This is a genomic window from Nocardia veterana NBRC 100344 (genome assembly GCF_000308855.1).
GTDB classification, from domain to species: Bacteria; Actinomycetota; Actinomycetes; order Mycobacteriales; family Mycobacteriaceae; genus Nocardia; species Nocardia veterana.
This window is the reverse complement of record NZ_BAGM01000103.1, coordinates 1-19280: the sequence shown is the minus strand read 5'-3', so window position 1 is coordinate 19280 and position 19280 is coordinate 1. Positions and strand designations below refer to the sequence as shown.

Genomic DNA, 19280 nt, shown 5'->3' with positions numbered 1-19280 from the left:
TGTGCGTCGGTAATGTAACCAGTGTTGGCGTGGTTGCCCGTTCCGAGCCGGAGAGATGACAACATAGTAATTATGAAGCCGAAGATTCTGGTCGTCGACGACGATATGGCGCTCGCCGAGATGCTCACGATCGTCTTGCGCGGCGAGGGTTTCGACCCCCATGTGGTCGGCGACGGCACGCAGGCGCTCACCGCGGTCCGGGAGTTACGCCCGGACCTGGTGCTGCTCGACCTCATGCTGCCGGGCATGAACGGCATCGACGTGTGCCGGGTGCTGCGCGCCGATTCCGGTGTGCCGATCGTGATGTTGACGGCCAAGACCGACACGGTCGACGTCGTCCTGGGTTTGGAATCGGGCGCCGACGATTACATCGTCAAGCCCTTCAAACCCAAGGAGCTGGTCGCTCGGGTGCGGGCGCGGTTGCGTCGCACCGACGACGAGCCGGCCGAACTGCTGTCGATCGCCGACATCGTCATCGACGTACCGGCCCACAAGGTGACCCGCAGCGGTCAGCAGATCTCGCTGACCCCGCTCGAATTCGATCTGCTGGTGGCCCTGGCTCGCAAACCGCGCCAGGTCTTCACCCGTGAGGTCCTGCTCGAGCAGGTGTGGGGCTACCGGCACGCCGCCGACACCCGGCTGGTGAACGTGCACGTGCAGCGCCTGCGGGCCAAGGTGGAGAAGGACCCCGAGAACCCTGAGATCGTGCTGACCGTCCGCGGTGTCGGTTACAAGGCCGGACCGCCGTGATCGCAGGCTCCAGAAACCGCCTCGAGCGGTTGCTGGCAGCTGTGGTGGCCTGGTTCAAATCCCTCGGAGAGTCGCTGGGCCACATGTGGCGACGGTCGCTGCAATTGCGCGTGGTGGTCTCCACGCTCACGCTGTCGCTGATCGTCATCACGATTCTCGGTGTCGTGCTGACCAGTCAGATCACCGACCGCCTCCTGGACGCGAAAGTCAATGCGGCCGTTGAGGAGATGGGTCGCGCCCGCAATACCGTCGAAGCGCAGTTGACCGGTGTCTCCGATTCGAGCACCCAGGCGGTTCGCCTGCAAGAGGCCGTGCGCGGGCTGTCCTCCGGTGGCAGCAACTCGTCCTCTGGTGGGGCCGGCACCTACAACGTCGCCCTGGCCATGGTGGGTGACGGACAGCAGGAGGTGACGGCCGGTCCGCTGCTGGAGGTTCCGGCCGAACTGCGCCGGTTCGTTCAGCAGAACCAGGTCAGCTACCAGTTCGCGACGATCACGGATCCGGACGGCTATCACGGCCCGGTGCTGATCATCGGCAGCCCGAGCTCGGAGGTGCCCACCCTCGAGGTCTACCTGATCTTCCCGCTCAACAACGAGCAGCGCAGCCTCAGCCTGATGCGCGGCACCATGCTCATCGGCGGTGTCGTCCTGCTGGTGCTGCTGGCCGCGATCACCGCGCTGGTGACGCGGCAGGTGGTGCTGCCGATCCGGTCGGCCGCGCGGATCGCCAGCCGCTTCGCGGACGGCCGGTTGAAGGAACGCATGCTCGTGCGTGGCGAGGACGATATGGCCAGGCTCGCCATGTCGTTCAACGAGATGGCGGAGAGCCTGTCGAACCAGATCACCCAGCTCGAGGAGTTCGGCAATCTGCAACGCCGGTTCACCTCCGATGTCAGCCACGAATTGCGGACCCCGCTGACAACGGTGCGCATGGCCGCCGATCTGATCCACGGGTCCAGCGACGAACTCGATCCGGCGCTGGCCCGCAGTGCGGAACTGCTGGTCACCGAGCTCGACCGATTCGAGGGCCTGCTCAACGATCTGCTCGAGATCAGTCGTCACGACGCCGGTGTGGCCGAACTGCAGATCGAATCGCTGGATGTGCGGATGTGCGCTCGGGCCGCGGTATCGACGGTCCGGCATCTGGCCAAGGAATCCGGTTGTGAACTGGTGGTGGATCTGCCCGAGGAGCCGCTGGTCGCGGAGGTCGATCCGCGTCGCGTCGAGCGGGTGCTGCGCAATCTGCTCGCCAACGCCATCGACCACAGCGAGGGCAAACCGGTGCTGATCCGCATGCGCGGCGATGTGGATGCCAATGCCGTCGCGATGGTGGTACGTGACCAGGGCGTGGGCCTGCGACCCGGTGAGGAGAAGCTGGTCTTCAACCGGTTCTGGCGTTCGGACCCGTCTCGGATGCGGCGTTCGGGCGGTACCGGACTCGGCCTGTCGATCAGCGTGGAGGATGCGAATCTGCACGACGGCCGGCTGGAGGCGTGGGGTGAGCCCGGCGTCGGTGCCAGCTTCCGCTTGACGCTGCCGTTGGTTCGCGGTCGCAAACTCGGACCGAGCCCGCTGTCGCTGGAACCTCCGAAGCGACGCCTCGCCGAGCTGCCGCCGGAGCCGGCCGATCCGGCCGGACCAGCCGACCCGGGCGATCCCGCGGGACCGGACGGGCCGACCGTCGCCCCGAGTTCGCCGGGTACCGTCGAGGCCGACACCACGGAGGAAGGATCGGCCGAGGCGCGGCGGAGCGCGGATGCGGTCGACGGTCCGCGGCCCGATGCGGAGCAGCCCGCCGAACGGCCCGGGAACACGCCCGACCGCGCAGGCGCGGGTGGCACCGCGTCCCCGGGTACGGACGACACCGCCGCCGACAAAGAGGACATCAACCCATGACCCGCACCCGTCTGGCAACGCTGCTCGGCGCGCTGTTCAGCTGCGTGCTGGTCCTCGCCGGCTGTGCCAACCTGCCCGACTCGTCGGCGCCCCAGGCGTTGGGCACGCTGAACCGGCAGCCGACCTCGACCGGCCCACACCCGCCGACCACCGGGCGCGATCCCGATCTGCTGCTGCACGACTTCCTGGAAGCCACCGCCGATCCGACCGATCACCATCGAACCGCGCGGCAGTACCTCACGGCGGCCGCGGCGCAGGACTGGGACGACAGCACCCGCACCGTGATCGTCGACAAGCCCGACACACTGCGGGAGTCCCGGTCGGGCGACACCACGACCTATCGCATCCGAGGGCGAAAACTCGGCGAGCTGAGGGACGGCGGGTCGTTTCGGGCGCAGGACAACACCTACGAGACCAGAATCGAAATGACGAAGGTCGGCGACGACTGGCGGATCAGCCAGGTGGAGCCGGGTGTGGTGGTGGACAGTTCCGCCTTCTACAAGTCGTATCGGCGCTATCCGTTGTATTTCGCCAACCTCGCCGGGACCACCATGGTCCCGGATCTGCGATGGGTTTCCACCACCAAGGATCAGCTCGCGCAGCGGCTGCTGTCGCTGCTGTCCGAAGGAGCCCAGCCGGCGCTGGCGCCGGCGGTACGAAACGTGCTGGCCCAGCCGATTCATGTGCGCGACGGAATCACCAAGGCCAACGGCGCCACCGACAATGTCGGTGTCGGTCTGGGCGGCGTGCGGATCGACTTCTCCGGCGCAGCGGGGCTGGATGCGCACAGCCGGGAGCTGCTGGCCGCCCAGGTCGTCCTGACCCTCGCCGGCGCCGATATTCCGGGACCGTACGTGCTGCTGGCCGACGGGAAACCGCTCGACGAGCGCTATCCCGGTGGCTGGTCGCTGGACGACGTCAGCTCGCTCAATCCGGCCGTCTCCCCGAACGACCGGAGCCGGCTGTACGCGTTGCGGGACGGCGCACTGGTCACGGTGAATCCGGCCAAGGCAGAGATCGTTCCGGCGCCGGGATATTTCGGCTCGGTCCACAATTTGCAGTCGGTCGGACTGTCCGAGGACGGGAGATTGGTGGCCGCGGTCGCCGACAGCGGTCAGCCCCCTCCCGCGCCGAGACATACGCTCGTCCTCGGCAATTTCGACGGCACCACGATGTTCTCGGTGGTGCAGGGTGACAGCTTCACGCGTCCGTCGTGGACATCCGACGGCGGCGCGGTGTGGACGGTCGTCGACGGCTCCCGAGTGGTCCGGGTGGTGCACGACCGCGCCACCGGCAACGTATCGGTGCAGGATGTCGACAGTTCGGCGCTGACGGTGGGTGAGGCGAACAGCACCGATCCCGTACCACGGTTGCCCATCACCGATCTGAGCATGTCTCGCGACGGGACGCGGGCGGCGATCATCGCCGGTGGCAAGGTGTACTCGGCCGTGGTGGTCCAACAGCCGGACGGTAAGTACTCGCTGATCTCACCGCAGCCGGTTGCCGTCGATCTGAGTACCACGGCGGTATCCATCGACTGGTCCACTCCCGACACCCTCGTGCTGGCGCGGGAAGGCGATGTGAACCCGGTGGAGTCGGTGTTCATCGACGGGTCGGAACTGAGTCCACTGTCCAGTCAGAACCTGACTCCGCCCGTCCGCGCCGTCAGTGCCGCGCCCGGCACGCTCTACGCCGCGGATTCACGTGCCGTGATGCAGCTGCAGGCCGCGGGTCCGGCCGCAGACCGGTTCTGGCGTGAGACACCGGGGCTGGGCGCGAACACCGTGCCGGTTCTGCCGGGGTGATCGGAGCTTCGGCGGCGGGGTGACGTCGTTCGGCGGACCGGCGTGGGCCGCGATCTGTCGGTGGTCTCAGCCAGACTGTGCCGATGCGGATGCTGCTGGATCTGATCCTGCCGCAGTACTGCGGGGGATGCGGTGCGACCGGAACCGGTTGGTGCGCCGGGTGTGCCGAGGTGCTCGCGGCCACGCCGATGCGGGTGTGGCCACGGACCGACCCGGGAGTGCCGTGCTGGGCGTTGAGCGGATATTCGGGCCCGGCGCGCCGAGCGGTGGTCGCGGCGAAGGAATCGGGACGTCGTGATCTGGCCGCACCGCTGGGCCTGGCATTGGCGCGCGGAATCGGCCGGCTGCGCGCTCCCGGCCGTCCGCTCGTCCTGGTTCCGGCGCCCAGCCGACGGGTCGCTGCGCGGCGCCGCGGCGGCGATCCGGTGGCCCGCGCGGCCCGCGTCGCCGGTGGTTGGCTGACCGATTGCCATCTGGCGCCGGTGTTGTGGTCGCGCGGTGCGGTGCGGGATTCGGTCGGGCTCGGGGTGGCCGCGCGCCGAGACAATCTGGCCGGCCGGATCGTCCACCGGATCGGCCCGGACTCGGCCCTTCGCACCGTGCCGGACGCCGATGTCGTCCTGGTGGACGATGTCCTCACCACCGGCGCGACGGCCGCCGAATCCGTGCGGGTGCTGGCCGCGTCGGGCGTGCGCGTGCGCGCGGTGATGGTGACCTGTGCGGCGTGAGTCGGAGAAATTTGCGTGAACAGTGGCGGACGGATCGTCGGCGTAATAGCGTTGCTGACAGAGCGATCTGACACCCGAACCCAGAGTTTGGAGGTGGCGACTCGGACGACTTCGTGCCGAGCTTTCCGGCGTGAACAGTGGGCCACGGGTGGCAGGCCGCAAGTCCTCCGCTCGGTCCCGCGCAGCCCCGGACCGTCTCGGCACGGTTGATACCCGCCGCACATGAATCGGTTGTGCGGCCAGATCCGGGAGGTACGCGTGACGACTTCACGACCTTCAGTGAAAGAAGCAGATCCCTCGACCGGTACGGGCACCCAGCAGGGTTCCAGTGAACTGAACGGAGCCGAACAAACCATCTCGGATGTGCCCCGGACGCCCGATGCGGACGTCGTGGTCAAGGGACGTAACGTCGAGGTACCCGATCATTTCCGCATTCACGTCGCGGACCGACTCTCCCGTCTGGAACGTTTCGACCCGTCGATCTACCTGTTCGACGTCGAGCTGTTCCACGAAAGAAACCGCCGCCAGCGCAAGAACTGTCAGCGCGTGGAAATCACCGTTCGTGGTAAAGGCCCCGTGGTCCGGGCCGAGGCGTGTGCCGACAGCTTCTACGGCGCGCTGGAGTCGGCCGTGGCCAAACTGGAATCCCGATTGCGGCGCAGTAAGGATCGCCGCCGGGTGCATTACGGCGAGAAGACGCCGGTCTCGGTGGCCGAGGCGACCGCCGCGCTGGTCGACGATTCCCTGACCGCGAATCCGGACGGTTCGCAACAGCCCGAACGCGCCGAATCCGAGGCGGGGGAATATGTCGGTCCCGGGCACATCGTGCGCACGAAGGTGCACTCCGCGACCCCGATGTCGGTCGACGACGCGCTCTATCAGATGGAGCTCGTCGGTCACGATTTCTTCCTCTTCCACGACCGCGAAACCGACCGTCCGTCGGTGGTCTACCGTCGCCATGCCTTCGACTACGGGTTGATCCGGCTGGCGTAACCACGTGTCGTACGGAAACGGCCGGGACCCGACCCGTCCCGGCCGTTTCGCTGTGCGGCGGCCGGGAATGTTTCTGTGACATCTTGTCTCAGAATATTCCTGACCATAGAGTAAGTTCATGGCTACCAAGCGTTCTCGTCGCGCCGTCATCGTTGCCGGTGCCCGCACCCCGTTCCTGCGTGCCTTCACCGACTACACCCGGATGGACACCATCGCCCTGGGCGTGCTCGCGGTCGGCGGTCTGCTCGAACGGACCGGCCTGCCCAAGGATCAGGTGCAGGCGATGGTGTGGGGCGGAGCGATCCTGCCGAGCGCGGCCCCCAATGTGGCTCGCGAAATCGCGCTCGATCTCGGGTTGGATCACGGCTGCGAGGGCTACACCGTTACCCGGGCCTGTGCGTCCGGGCTGCAGGCGGTGACCGCCGCCGCGGCGGCGATCGAGCGCGGTGAATACGACATCATGGTTGCCGGCGGCAGCGATTCCACCAGCAATGCCGAGGTGAAGCTGCCGCAGAAGGTGGTTCACGCGGCCGCCCCGCTGGCCTTGGGCAAACCGAAGCCGAAGGACTATCTGTCGGCGGCCGCCCAACTGGCCCCGTTCACCGATCTGCTGCCGCGCCGGCCCAGGATCGCCGAGCGCACCACCGGCGAGGTGATGGGGGAGTCGGCGGAGAAGATGGCCCGCATCAACGGCATCAGCCGCGCCGACCAGGACGAATTCGCCGCCCGATCCCATCACCGCGCGGCCGCCGCGATCGACTCCGGCCGTTTCGATCGTGAGGTGCTACGGGTGCGCACCGATGCCGGGACGGAGATCACCCGCGACGGCCTCGTGCGCGCGAACACCAGTGTGGCGAAATTGGCGACGCTGGCCCCGGCCTTCCAGCGCGACGGGACCGTGACCGCGGGCAACGCCAGCCCGCTCACCGACGGCGCCGCCGCGGTGCTGCTGATGAGCGAGGAGAAGGCGAACGCGCTGGGTCTGAAACCGTTGGCGGCCTTCCGATCCTGGAGTTTCGTCAGCGTCGACCCGGCCGACCAGGTCCTCATCGGTCCGGCCATCTCGATGCCGCGCGCGCTGGACAAGGCGGGAATGACCCTGGCAGACGTCGATTTCGTCGACATCCACGAGGCATTCGCCGCGCAGACCCTGTCAGTGGTGTCCGCACTGGCCAGCGACACCTGGGCCAAGTCCCGATTGGATCGCGACCGTGCCGTCGGCGAGATCGACCCCGCCATCCTCAATGTGCACGGCGGATCGGTGTCGATCGGACACCCCTTCGGTGCGACCGGCGCTCGGATGGTGACCACGATGGCGAACGAACTCGCGCTGACCGGGAAGGCCACCGCGCTCCTCGGTATCTGTGCCGCGGGCGGGCACGGCGCTTCGGCGGTTCTCGAACGGGTGTAGCGGTGGGCGCTACCGCGGCCGGACCGGTGTATCGGCCCGGTAGCGCTCCCAGTGGATCGCCTCGGCGAGCGGCCGTCGCTCGCGCCAGCCGAACCGCTCCAGGTCGGGCGTCTCCTGGAATTCGTGCACCGGCCCGATGCAGAGCCATGCGACCGGCCGGATTCCGGCCGGTAGTTCGATGAGCTCGCGGAGATACGACTCGTCGTAGAAGCTGACCCAGCCGACACCGACATCCTCGGAGGTCGCCGCCAGCCAGAGGTTCTGGATGGCGAGAACCGTTGAGTACAAACCGGTTTCGGGTACCGTCGCGCGCCCCAGCACCCGTGGGCCGCCGCGGCTGTCGTCGTGCGTGACCACGATGCCGGTGCCGCTCTCGGTAATTCCTTCGATCTTGATCGGTTCGAAGGTGCGCGCCCGTTCCGGCGGCAGTGAATTGCGGAACTCGATGCGTTTGTCGGCGACATGGGCGGCGAACCGCGACAATGTCTGCCCGTCGCGAACGACGACGAAATCCCACGGCTGCGAGTTGCCCACACTCGGTGCGCGATGGGCGGCGTCGAGAATGCGGAGCAGGGTGGCATCGTCGACGAGTTCGCCGGTGAATTCGGCGCGCACATCGCGGCGTCGGCGGATCACGTCGTAGATGCCGGGTTCTGGCGTTGACACGTGTTCAGTCAATCAGGCCGTACCGTCACACCGACGAAAGGGGCTCCCCGGCTCAAAGCCGGGGAGCCCCTTTCTCAGTGGGTGAATCAGGCGGCCGAACCGACCGCTTGGCGCCGTTCGCTGACCCGGCGCTTACCTTCCTTCAGCGCGGTCCGCAGGCCCCGCCGCCGGCCGGTTGCCGGGTCGATGGTGCCGATCCCGCCGAAGGCCCGCTCGGATTTCGTCTCCGGGGCGTCGTCGGTGCTGCGCCGCAGATACTTGTTGGGCAGCGACAGCTTGATGATCGTGCGCCACGACTTCGCGTACTGCACCGGCAGCGAACCGCTGGTGTAGGGCAGGTCGTATTTATCGCACAGCTCGCGCACCCGCACCGCGATCGACCGCAGCCGGTTGCTCGGCAGGTCCGGGAACAGGTGATGTTCGATCTGGTGGGACAGGTTGCCGGTCATGAAGTGCATGACCGGGCCGCCGGTGATGTTGGCGCTGCCCAGCATCTGCCGCAGGTACCACTCGCCCTGCGTTTCGTTTTCGACATCGCCCTTGGTGAACTTCTCCGCACCGTCCGGGAAATGGCCACAGAAGATCACCGCGTTGGTCCATACGTTGCGGACGATGTTGGCGGTGATGTTCGCCGTCAGCGTCGACAGGAATGCGGGTCCGGTCAGAAGCGGGAAGATCAGGTAATCCTTGGCGGCCTGCTTGCCGACCTTCTTCAGCACCACCCCGCGGTCGTGTTCGAACTGCAGCCGTTCCGGCGAGCCGGCGGGCCACTTCTTCTTGGCCACCTTGCCGAGTTCCAGATGCTGAATGGCCACACCGTATTCGAAGAACATCTGCAGCAGCAGGTTGTAGATCGGCTGGCCGAGGTAGAACGGCGACCACCGCTGGTCGCGGGTCACCCGCAGCAGGCCGTAGCCGATGTCGTCGTCCATGCCCAGCACGTTGGTGTACTTGTGGTGCAGGTAGTTGTGCGTGATCTTCCAGTGCTCGGACGGGCCGACGTTGTCCCATTCCCAGGTCGAGGAGTGGATCTCCGGATCGTTCATCCAGTCCCACTGCCCGTGCATGACGTTGTGGCCGATCTCCATGTTCTCGATGATCTTGGCGGCCGACAACATCGCGGTGCCGGCCACCCAGGCCGGCGGGAGGAAGCTGGCGAACAGGACGGCGCGGCCGCCGATCTCCAGCGCGCGCTGCAGACGGATCACGTTGCGGATGTAGCGGGCGTCGTTCTCGCCACGGGAGGCCTCGATTTCGCGGCGGATCGCATCCAGCTCCGCTCCGATCGCCTCCACATCCTCGGGGGTGAGGTGGGCGTATTCCTTGACATCCGAGATCGCCATGCTGGTTACACTACCGTAGGTTACGGTTGCGTAGGTTGTCTCGGGATCGGATTACAATTGTGGCGTACGCCGCATTGTGATCGTGACCGACATCTGCTTAAGTTAGTCGCTTTCGCCGCTGCCGCAACCGGACGCGAACGGTGGCTCGTTCCCGCAACGCCCGCCGCTGCAACACCTGTTTTTCGGCGCGCGCCTTCTCCTGCAGGGCGAGTTTGGCCTCACGCAGCGCGGCCTTCTCCTGCCGGGCCTTCTCCCGCAGCGCGGCCTTGGCCTCGACCAGCGCCGACCGCAATCCCTGCCGCCGCCCGGTCAGCGGATCGACGACCGACTGTTCGCCGCCGACTTCGAGTGACCGCGCCAGCAGCGAGAATTTCCGCTCCGACGAGGTTTCCGGGGCATCGTCGGCGGTACGGCGCAGGAACCGGTCCGGCAGGGCGAGTTTGTGAATCGTCCGGAAGGCGAGCAGGTACTGCTTGCCGAGCGAACCGGTCGTGTACGGGAGGTCGTATTTGTCGCACAGCTGGCGCACCTGCCGGGCGATCTCCGGATACCGATTGCTCGGAATGTCCGGAAACAGGTGATGCTCGATCTGATAGCAGAGGTTGCCGCTCATGAATGCCATCGCCGGCCCGGCCTGGAAATTGGCGCTACCCAGCATCTGCCGCAGATACCATTCGGCGCGGGTTTCGGCGGCGAACTGCTCCTCGGTGAACTTCTCCGCGCCGTCCGGGAAATGCCCGCAGAAGATCACCGCGTAGGCCCACAGATTGCGGATCAGATTCGCGGTCGCATTCGCCTTCAGCGTCTGCTTCCAGCCGGGGCCCGACAGCAGCGGGTAGACGACGAAATCCTTGGCCACCTGCCGGCCGGCCTTGCGGAAGAACTGCCGATTCGGCTCCGACAGCAGGTCCGTGCGCGGCACCCCGGTCTGCAACTTCTCGAGCTTCAGATCGTGCAGGGCGATACCCCACTCGAACAGGGCCGCCAGGATCAGATTCGCCAGCGGCTGGGCGAGATTGATCGGCTTCCACTGTTCGTCGCGGGTCATCCGCAGGATGCCGAAACCCACGTCGTCGTCCATGCCGACGATGTTGGTGTAGGTGTGGTGGGAGTAGTTGTGGGCCCGCTTCCATTGCCCGGAGGTACCGGTCATATCCCACTCCCAGCTGGTGGAGTGGATCTCCGGGTCGTTCATCCAGTCCCACTGGCCGTGGCTGATGTTGTGACCGAGCTCCATGTTCTCGATGATCTTGGCCACCGAGAGCATGGCCGTACCGGCCACCCACGCCCATTTGTTGCGTCCGGCGAACAGGGTCGCCCGCCCGGCGGCCTCGAGTATCCGCTGCCCGCGGATCGTGCGCCGGATGTACCGGGCGTCGCGTTCGCCGAGGGACTGTTCGACGGTGCGGCGGATGGCGTCGAGCTCCGCCCCCAGGGTCTCGATATCGGCTTCCGTCAGATGCGAGTACGCCTTGATGTCGGTGATGGCCACGGTGTCGGTATGCCTCCGCTTCGCTCCGGCGGTGTCGAAAGAAATGCCTCAGCTTCGCGTCGGCGGCCGGTCTGGGATTGCCTCCGCTGCGCTTCGGTGGGAGGTCTCGGTCGGGTTCCTTTTCAGGGTATCGGTTGGCGCTGCCGCGCGCTCGCCCCCCGCGCGGCACGGCAGCGCCGAGCTCACACGTCGAGCGTGCAGTCACCGGCCGCGGCGGAGATGCAGGTCTGCACCTTCTCGCCGGCCTGATGTTCGTTGCCGTTGCGCAGGTCGCGCACGTGCCCCTCGGTGAGGGTGACCACGCAGGTCTGGCAGATGCCCATCCGGCAGCCGAACGGCATCTGGACACCGGCGGCCTCACCGGCCTCGAGCAGGCTGGTCGCCCCGTCCACCTCGGCGCTGCGATCGGTGCGGGCGAAGGTGACCGTGCCGCCCTCACCGACCGCCGACCGCTCGACCTCGAACCGCTCGACATGCAGTTTGTCGCTGATACCGGTGGCGGCCCAGTGCTTTTCGACATCGTTGAGCAGCCCTGCCGGACCGCACGCCCAGGTTTCGCGCTCGCGCCAGTCCGGGAACCGCGAATCCAGTTCGGCGAGATCGAATTTGCCGTGCTCGCCGGTGAGGTGGATGTGGGCGGTGAAACCCGGATGCTTGTCGTGCAGCGCCCGCAGCTCCGCGCCGAACATCACGTCGTCCGCGGTGCGTGCCGAATGGATGTGCACGATATCGTCCATCGCGTCGCCGTCCGGGCGGTCGGCCGCGCGGCGATCCATCGTTCGCAGCATCGCCATCACCGGTGTGATGCCACTGCCCGCCGTGATGAACAACACTTTCGCCGGCGGCGGCTCCGGCAGCACGAAGCCGCCCTGCGGCGCGGCCAGCCGCACGATCGTGCCCTGTGGCACGCCGTTGACCAGGTGGCTGGACAGGAACCCCTCCGGCATCGCCTTCACCGCGATCGAGATGACCCGCTTCGCGCGGTTGTCCGGATCGGTCCAGTTCGGCGGGCAGGTCAGCGAATACGACCGCCAGTGCCAGCGGCCGTCCACCAGGACCCCGATGCCGATGTACTGGCCCGGGGTGAAGGTGAAGTCGAAACCCCAGCCGGGCTTGATCACCAGGGTCACCGAATCGGCGGTCTCCTTACGGACCTCGACGATCCGGCCGCGCAGCTCCCGCGCCGACCACAGCGGATTCACCAGATGCAGATAGTCGTCCGGCAGCAGCGGGGTGGTGATGCGGGCGGCCGCTCCGCGCAGTGCGTCCAAGCGCGTCCGGCCGGCCATCTTCGCGTCGGCGACCGGGGCCTCGAGCCATGCCCGCAGGCCTTGTACGGATTTCGACACCATCGTGCGAATGCTCATTTCCTGTGATCACGCGCCTGCGGCGCACCCTTCGACCCAAGGTTACGGCATCGTAGGTTAGCGGGCGGCTCACAGGAGGTCGAGCAGGAACGGCAACTCCTGTGCCGCGTACCACGCCAGCTGATGGTCCTCGGCGTCGCCCAGCACGAATTCCGCGTCGGGATCGCCCAGATCGGCGGCATCGATGACGTCGACGGCCTTGGCGACCTGCGGCTCGGCCTCGGAGAGGTCGACGTGCACCGACGCGATGCGTTTGTAGGTGATCGGGCCGGACAGCCGCACGACCGCATCGTCGAGGTCGGGGCGCAGGGTCACGCCCGTCACATCGGCCGCGATCACGGCCCGGCGGTAGACGGGTGCCGAATACGACGAACCGGTGTCGTCGGCTGCGGCGTCCGGATCGGCTCCGTCGCCCGCGTCCGGATCGGCCTCGTCGTCCGCGTGCAGCAGGGCGGATTCACGCTCCTCGGCCAGCAGCCGCAGCGAAGCGCGCGCCGCTTCCCCCATCGCGACCTCGGCCAGCTCCTCCTCGTCACCGGAGGCGTAGGCCTCCCGCAGCGCCGGGGTCACCGCGAAGGCGGTGTCGTTCACCGCGCGAATTTCGCGCTGCGCCACCAATTCCCGCAGCATCGCGATGGTGGCCGGGACATAGACGCGTAGCTTGCCCTGTTCAGACGCAGGCACCGAGCATCTCCTCCATGGATTCGCGTACCGCCGCCGCCAGTACGGCGATATCGGCCATCGCTTCGCGGTCGGCATTGAGACCGTAGAACACTCGCCCGTCGTAGGACGTGATCCCGATACTCGACGCCTGATTGCGCAGCAACGGCGACACCGGATACATCTCCAGCATCCGTGCGCCACCGATGTACATCGGCTGCTGCGGACCCGGGGCGTTGGTGATCACCAGGTTGAACGTGTGTTCTGCGAACGTACTCGCCGCCCGCACACTCATCGCGTGCAGGCTGGCGGGAGCGAAACCCGCCATGTGCACCAGCGTGCGGGCCCGCACGCCCCGACGGTGCCGGGAGTTCTCGGCGGTGGCGTGCGAGATGTGGGACAGCCGCATCACCGGATTCCGCTCACCCACCGGTAGATCGACGAGAAACGAGGAGACCTCGCTGGGCGGGCGCAACGCATCGCCCGGCGCGCCGTCGACGTACACCGACATCGGCACCACCGCACGCAGTACCGCCGATTCGACCAGCACCTCACCGCGCGATTGGAGGAATATTCGCAGCGCGCCCGTCACCACGGCCAGGATCGCGTCGTTGATCGAGCAGTTGCAGCGTCGGCGAATGCGCCGGTAGTCCTCGAGATCCGTCTGCGCGATGTGGAAGCGGCGGCAGCGGGAGATCGGGGTGTTGAAGATGCTGTCGGGTGCGGTACGTCCCGCCGCTCGGACCCGCGACACGGCGGCGTCGACGGCCTTACCCGCCGCCGCCATCACGGCCGAGGCGTTGGCTCCGGCGTCGCGCACCATCTCCCAGGCGGCGGTGGGCTGAGTGGCCAACTCGGCCAGGGCCATCCCCAGCAACTCCACGTCGCCGGGCTCGCGATGCGCCACCCAGGTGTCGGGCCCGACCTCGCGCGGCGACGGCCCCGAATCCAGGATGACGTGCCCGATCTCCAGTGCGGTATCGCCGTCCACCAGGGCCGAATGGGTCTTGGTGAAGATCGCGCAGCGGCCCTCCGACAGGCCCTCGATCAGATACATCTCCCACAGCGGCCGGCTGGGGTCCAGCGGCCGCGAGGCCAGCCGTCCCACCAGGTCGTAGAGCTGGTCGTCGGAGCCCGGGGCCGGTAGGGCGGATCGCCGCACGTGATAGGTGAGGTCGAATTTGCTGTCCTCCACCCACACCGGGCGGCCGACCTTGAACGGGACCTCGCGTACCTTCCGCCGATACCGCGGCACCATCGGCAATCGGCTGTCGACCAGGTCCAGCAGGCCCTGATAGTCCAGGGCCGGCGTAACGCCCTCCCGGTCCTCGCCCGCAGGCGTGACGCGCACGATCGCGAGAGAGCCGATGTGCATGGGATTGCTGCTCGACTCGAGCCGGAAGAACGACGCGTCCTGCGGCGTCAGTCTCGTGATCACGCTGTCCGATGCTCCTCTCCGTTGCCGCTCTCCATTGTGGGGTGACCCAAACCGTCCGGGGCCGAAGGTGTGGCACTTGTCGCGTCGGCCGGGCAAATCCTCCGCCGGCGTCGGCGGGCATGGCATGCTGGTTCGATCCGTGCCCGAGGCAGGCCGACCAGGGGGAGTGTCGAATGCTCGAGTCTTCTGCAAGCCCGGTATACACCCGTCGCCGCACCGAGCGCGCGCCGGTATTCGAACCGCCGCTGGATTCCGGTGCGACCGGTGCGCCGGCGGCGCCTGCGCCGCGGCGTCGCGAGGTGACCGATCATGCCGTCGTGCGGTTGCGCGGCCCGCACCGATCCGCGCACGACGGGCGTTCGCCGGATCGTCGCAGCGGCCCGCCGGTCGCGGCCTCCCGGGGCGACAACGATGCGGACGCACTGCGTTTCGCCGAGCGATCGGTGCGGTTGGTGTTGGAGGTGATCGACGGGCGGCGGCCGCTGGGGCAGCTGCGTTCGTTGGTCGAGCCAACCGTCCTGGCCGCCGTCGAAACTCTCGCCCGCACCGGTGTCGCCGAACGGCGGCTCGGCGCCGCCGTGCTGGTCACGATGAAAGCGGCCGAGGTCACCGAGAACGGTGCGGAAGTGTTCGGCGGATACGAGCGGGGCCGGCGCCGGTTCGCGATCGCCGCGCGGCTGGTGCTGCGGCGTGGCCGCTGGCGGATCGCTGCGCTGCGGATGCGCTGAGCTCGTCGTCTCGCGGAGCGGGGAACCATCCCTGGCGGCCATCGATGTGCCGCCGCGACGGCGCCTACGATGGAACCCGCATTACCATGGACGATGCCGCGTATCCGCGCACCGGGGATTTCGCCCATACCATGTGGCGGGGGCTTCGGTATGCCGTGAACAGCGCGGTGTGCCGAGGAAGTAGCACTGCAAGACGACAACATCGACCAGAGGACTGACGAGACCCGTGCCTGCGCTGACACTGACGAGGTTGCTACGTTTTGGTGAGGGTCGCACCGTCAAGCGGCTCGCGCATCTGGCCGACGAAGTGCTCAGCCTGGACGAGGAATTCGCCGATCTGACCGACGCCGAACTCCGCGCGAAGACCGACGAATTCAAACAGCGCTACGCCGACGGCGAATCCCTGGACGAATTGTTGCTGGAGGCCTTCGCGACCGCCCGTGAGGCGTCCTGGCGCGTGCTGAACCAGAAGCACTACAAGGTGCAGGTCATGGGTGGTGCCGCGCTGCACATCGGCAACGTCGCCGAGATGAAAACCGGTGAAGGTAAGACGCTGACCTCGGTGCTGCCGGCGTATCTCAACGCGATCAGCGGCGACGGTGTGCACATCGTCACCACCAACGACTACCTGGCCCGCCGCGACTCCGAGTGGATGGGCCGCGTGCACCGTTTCCTCGGTTTGTCCGTCGGCGCGATCCTGTCCGGGATGAGCCCGGCCGAACGTCGCCAGGCCTACAACGCCGATATCACCTACGGCACGAACAACGAATTCGGCTTCGATTATCTGCGCGACAATATGACCCATTCGCTGGATGATCTGGTCCAGCGCGGGCACAACTTCGCCGTGGTCGACGAGGTCGACTCGATTCTGATCGACGAGGCCCGCACCCCGCTGATCATCTCCGGCCCGGCCGACGCCTCCAGTAAGTGGTACGCCGAATTCGCTCGGATCGCGCCCTTGCTGAAGAAGGATGTGCACTACGAGGTCGACATCAAGAAGCGGACCATCGGTGTGCACGAGGCCGGTGTCGAATTCGTCGAGGACCAGCTCGGCATCGACAATTTGTACGAGGCCGCCAACTCGCCGCTGGTCAGCTACCTGAACAACGCGATCAAGGCCAAGGAACTCTACGTCCGCGACAAGGACTACATCGTCCGCAACGGCGAGGTCATCATCGTCGACGAGTTCACCGGCCGCATTCTGGTCGGACGGCGCTACAACGAGGGCATGCACCAGGCCATCGAGGCCAAAGAGGGCGTGGAGATCCAGCCGGAAAATCAGACGCTGGCCACCATCACCCTGCAGAACTACTTCCGCTTGTACGACAAGTTGTCCGGTATGACCGGTACCGCCGAAACCGAGGCGGCCGAGCTGCACCAGACCTACGGCCTGGGTGTGGTGCCGATCCCCACCAACAAGCCGATGATCCGCATGGATCAACCGGACCTGATCTACAAGACCGAGGAAGCCAAATTCGCCGCGGTGGCCGACGATATCGCCGAGCGGCACGAGAAGAATCAGCCGGTGCTGATCGGCACCACCTCGGTCGAGCGTTCGGAATATCTGTCCAAACTGCTCACCAAGCGCGGCATTCCGCACAACGTCCTGAACGCGAAATTCCACGAGCAGGAAGCGCAGATCATCGCCGAGGCCGGTCGGCCGGGCGCGGTCACCGTCGCGACGAATATGGCGGGTCGCGGTACCGACATCGTGCTGGGCGGTAATCCGGACATCATCACCGATACGCTGCTGCGCCGGCAGGGCCTGGATCCGGTCGAGACTCCGGAGGAGTACGAGGCGAACTGGTTGCCCGCCCTCGAACAGGTCAAGCGACAGGTCGAAGAGGATGCGGACCTGGTCCGCGAGGCCGGTGGCCTGTACGTGCTGGGCACCGAACGGCACGAGTCGCGGCGCATCGACAACCAGCTGCGCGGTCGTGCCGGCCGCCAGGGTGACCCGGGCGAGTCCCGGTTCTACCTCTCGCTCGGTGACGAGTTGATGCGGCGCTTCAACGGTGCCGCGCTGGAGTCGATCATGACCCGACTCAATCTGCCCGACGATGTGCCGATCGAGGCCAAGATGGTCTCGCGCGCCATCAAGAGCGCCCAGACTCAGGTCGAACAGCAGAACTTCGAAATCCGCAAGAACGTTCTGAAGTACGACGAGGTGATGAACCAGCAGCGCACCGTCATCTACGCCGAACGCCAGCGCATCCTGGCCGGTGAGGATATGGAGGGCCAGGTTCAGTCGATGATCACCGACGTGATCACGGCCTATGTCGACGGCGCCACCGCCGAGGGCTACGTCGAGGACTGGGACCTCGCGAAGCTGTGGACGGCATTGAAGACGCTGTACCCGGTGGGCATCGAGTACCAGGACCTGACCGGCGAGGCGGAGACCGGAGAGATCGGCGAGCTGAGCCGCGAGGAACTGCTCGACGCCATCCTAGAGGACGCCCACGACGCCTACGCCCGGCGCGAGAAGGAAATCGACGATCTGGCCGGCCCCGGCAGCATGCGCAATCTGGAGCGCCAGGTCTTGCTGTCGGTGCTCGACCGCAAGTGGCGCGAACACCTCTACGAGATGGACTACCTCAAGGAGGGCATCGGCCTGCGCGCGATGGCGCAGCGCGATCCCCTGGTGGAGTACCAGCGTGAGGGCTTCGACATGTTCTCCGCGATGCTCGAGGGCCTCAAGGAGGAGTCGGTCGGCTTCCTGTTCAACCTGCAGGTCGAGGTGCAGCAGGTCCCGCAGCAGCAACCGGCGGTCGACCCCGGTCTCCGCTCTCCGGTCGGCGCCCAGCACCCGGCCCCCGCGATCCCGGAGGCAAACGGCTCCGCCGCCCCGGCGGCCCTGCGCGCCAAGGGAATCGACGAATCGGGCCCCCGCGGTCTCAGCTTCTCCGGGCCCGACGAGGGCGGTCACGCCGAGGTCCGCAGCGCCGCACAGGAATACGGCGACACCCCGACCACCGGCATGACCCGGCGGGAGCGCCGCGAGGCCGAGCGCACCCAGTCCAAGCAGGTCAAGCCACCGAAGTCCAAGCGCCGCCGGTAGTTTCGGCGTCGATGCTCGAAGACGCCGGCCGTGCGTCTTCGAGCGCGGACGTCTCGATTGCATGCGGGCTGACCGCGCGGTAGCGTCGGGCGCAGGTCGCCCTGGGGTGGGGGCCGGTCCTGCCCCGATTCGGTAGCGGTGGGACCGGTAGTCGAGAGGACGCGCAGGATGATCGGTCGGGGAGCGATGGCGGTCGCGGTGGCGCTCGGCGGGGCGCTGGTCCTCGGGGGGTGTTCGGCGTCGGATGGGGACGCGAAACCTGCGGGGCAGAGCACGAATTCGAGTCAGCCGTCGTTGGCGGTGAATGCGCCGAGTGGATATGACCCGTGTACGGACATTCCGCAGAGCGTTCTGGACTCGGAGCAGCTGGTTGACAAGGAGAATGCCAATGGTGACGCGCACGATGTGAAGTGGCGCGGTTGCGCCTGGGTCCAAGCCGACGGTGATGGATATGCCGTGTCGATACGGACGACCAATCTCACCGTAGATGTTCTCCGTGGCAAAGGATTTCCAGATACTCAAGAGCTCACCGTTGTCGGTCGCCGCGCAATCACGACACGTCAGTTCGAAGGGCCCCATATCAAGGAAGCCTGCACGCTGAACGTTGAGATGAAGGGCGGCACGCTAGAGTTCAACGTTAGTAACTCCGCGTCTGCGCCTCGGACCGGCAACCTCGATGCATGCCAGATCGCGAAGACGTTGGGCGACAAGGTTGTCCCGACGATGCCTCCGACCGTTTGATTCAGGTTTGTAATCGGGAGGGACTAGTACCTCATGGCAGGAGACGAGTCGCCGGCTGCGCCTCAGCGGCCGATCTCGGGCTTGATCGAGGAAGTCAAGGCTGGCCGGCTGAATGTTCGGATGGATTTGGAGAGGTTTGTCTATCTTGACCGCGATTGCGACTTCTTCAAGAGGCGGATCCAAAGCATCCAGGAACTAAGATCTT

General features: G+C 66.7%; 15 protein-coding genes. 9 read left to right on the top strand and 6 right to left on the bottom strand.

Annotation, left to right across the window (positions count from 1 at the left end; translation table 11 throughout):
• The first annotated feature begins 72 nt into the window (after positions 1-72).
• From mtrA to ON37_RS19860, 6 genes are all read left to right on the top strand, one after another.
• Positions 73-750 (top strand): MtrAB system response regulator MtrA, encoded by a 678-nt coding sequence (mtrA, locus tag ON37_RS19885; RefSeq protein WP_030515021.1) that lies wholly within the window; start codon positions 73-75, stop codon positions 748-750.
• Positions 747-2645, top strand: coding sequence for an MtrAB system histidine kinase MtrB (gene mtrB / locus ON37_RS19880; RefSeq protein WP_281004692.1), 1899 nt, complete (start codon positions 747-749; stop codon positions 2643-2645). The genes mtrA and mtrB overlap by 4 nt, the downstream gene beginning before the upstream one ends.
• A complete protein-coding gene (gene lpqB, locus ON37_RS19875) occupies positions 2642-4450 on the top strand; it encodes an MtrAB system accessory lipoprotein LpqB (RefSeq protein ID WP_040721356.1) in 1809 nt (602 codons plus the stop codon). The genes mtrB and lpqB overlap by 4 nt, the downstream gene beginning before the upstream one ends.
• Before the next feature lie 83 nt (positions 4451-4533).
• The gene (locus ON37_RS19870; protein ID WP_040721355.1) at positions 4534-5178 is read left to right on the top strand and encodes a ComF family protein; all 645 of its coding nucleotides are present in this window, start codon (positions 4534-4536) and stop codon (positions 5176-5178) included.
• 333 nt (positions 5179-5511) lie between these two features.
• Positions 5512-6171 (top strand): ribosome hibernation-promoting factor, HPF/YfiA family, encoded by a 660-nt coding sequence (hpf, locus tag ON37_RS19865; protein ID WP_040721402.1) that lies wholly within the window; start codon positions 5512-5514, stop codon positions 6169-6171.
• A gap of 118 nt (positions 6172-6289) precedes the next feature.
• Entirely contained in the window at positions 6290-7582 is a 1293-nt protein-coding gene (locus ON37_RS19860) for an acetyl-CoA C-acyltransferase (protein WP_040721352.1), read from the top strand.
• Between the two features lie 9 nt (positions 7583-7591).
• On the opposite strand, the gene bluB is transcribed toward ON37_RS19860, so the two are convergent.
• The 6 genes from bluB to ON37_RS19830 all read right to left on the bottom strand — a co-directional run bounded on the left by bluB (position 7592) and on the right by ON37_RS19830 (position 14548).
• Entirely contained in the window at positions 7592-8248 is a 657-nt protein-coding gene (gene bluB / locus ON37_RS19855) for a 5,6-dimethylbenzimidazole synthase (protein WP_083893130.1), read from the bottom strand.
• An 86-nt stretch (positions 8249-8334) separates the two neighbouring features.
• Entirely contained in the window at positions 8335-9591 is a 1257-nt protein-coding gene (locus ON37_RS19850; RefSeq protein WP_040721348.1) for a fatty acid desaturase family protein, read from the bottom strand.
• A gap of 97 nt (positions 9592-9688) precedes the next feature.
• On the bottom strand, positions 9689-11083 hold the full coding sequence (locus tag ON37_RS19845; protein WP_040721346.1) for a fatty acid desaturase family protein: 1395 nt from the start codon (positions 11081-11083) through the stop codon (positions 9689-9691).
• Positions 11084-11265: 182 nt separating this feature from the next.
• On the bottom strand, positions 11266-12435 hold the full coding sequence (locus tag ON37_RS19840; RefSeq protein ID WP_040721400.1) for a ferredoxin reductase: 1170 nt from the start codon (positions 12433-12435) through the stop codon (positions 11266-11268).
• Between the two features lie 84 nt (positions 12436-12519).
• Entirely contained in the window at positions 12520-13080 is a 561-nt protein-coding gene (locus ON37_RS19835; protein ID WP_040721344.1) for a DUF6912 family protein, read from the bottom strand.
• A 40-nt stretch (positions 13081-13120) separates the two neighbouring features.
• On the bottom strand, positions 13121-14548 hold the full coding sequence (locus ON37_RS19830) for a WS/DGAT/MGAT family O-acyltransferase (RefSeq protein WP_040721342.1): 1428 nt from the start codon (positions 14546-14548) through the stop codon (positions 13121-13123).
• A 173-nt stretch (positions 14549-14721) separates the two neighbouring features.
• Here ON37_RS19830 and ON37_RS19825 point away from each other — a divergent pair, with 173 nt between their 5' ends.
• The 3 genes from ON37_RS19825 (at position 14722) to ON37_RS19815 (ending at position 19075) form a co-directional block, all read left to right on the top strand.
• Entirely contained in the window at positions 14722-15276 is a 555-nt protein-coding gene (locus ON37_RS19825) for an Rv3235 family protein (RefSeq protein ID WP_051031812.1), read from the top strand.
• Positions 15277-15502: 226 nt separating this feature from the next.
• Positions 15503-18334: a preprotein translocase subunit SecA gene (gene secA, locus ON37_RS19820; RefSeq protein WP_040721340.1), complete on the top strand. Its 2832-nt coding sequence runs from the start codon at positions 15503-15505 to the stop codon at positions 18332-18334.
• Positions 18335-18502: 168 nt separating this feature from the next.
• Positions 18503-19075 (top strand): DUF3558 domain-containing protein, encoded by a 573-nt coding sequence (locus ON37_RS19815; RefSeq protein ID WP_040721337.1) that lies wholly within the window; start codon positions 18503-18505, stop codon positions 19073-19075.
• The last annotated feature ends 205 nt before the right edge of the window (positions 19076-19280 follow it).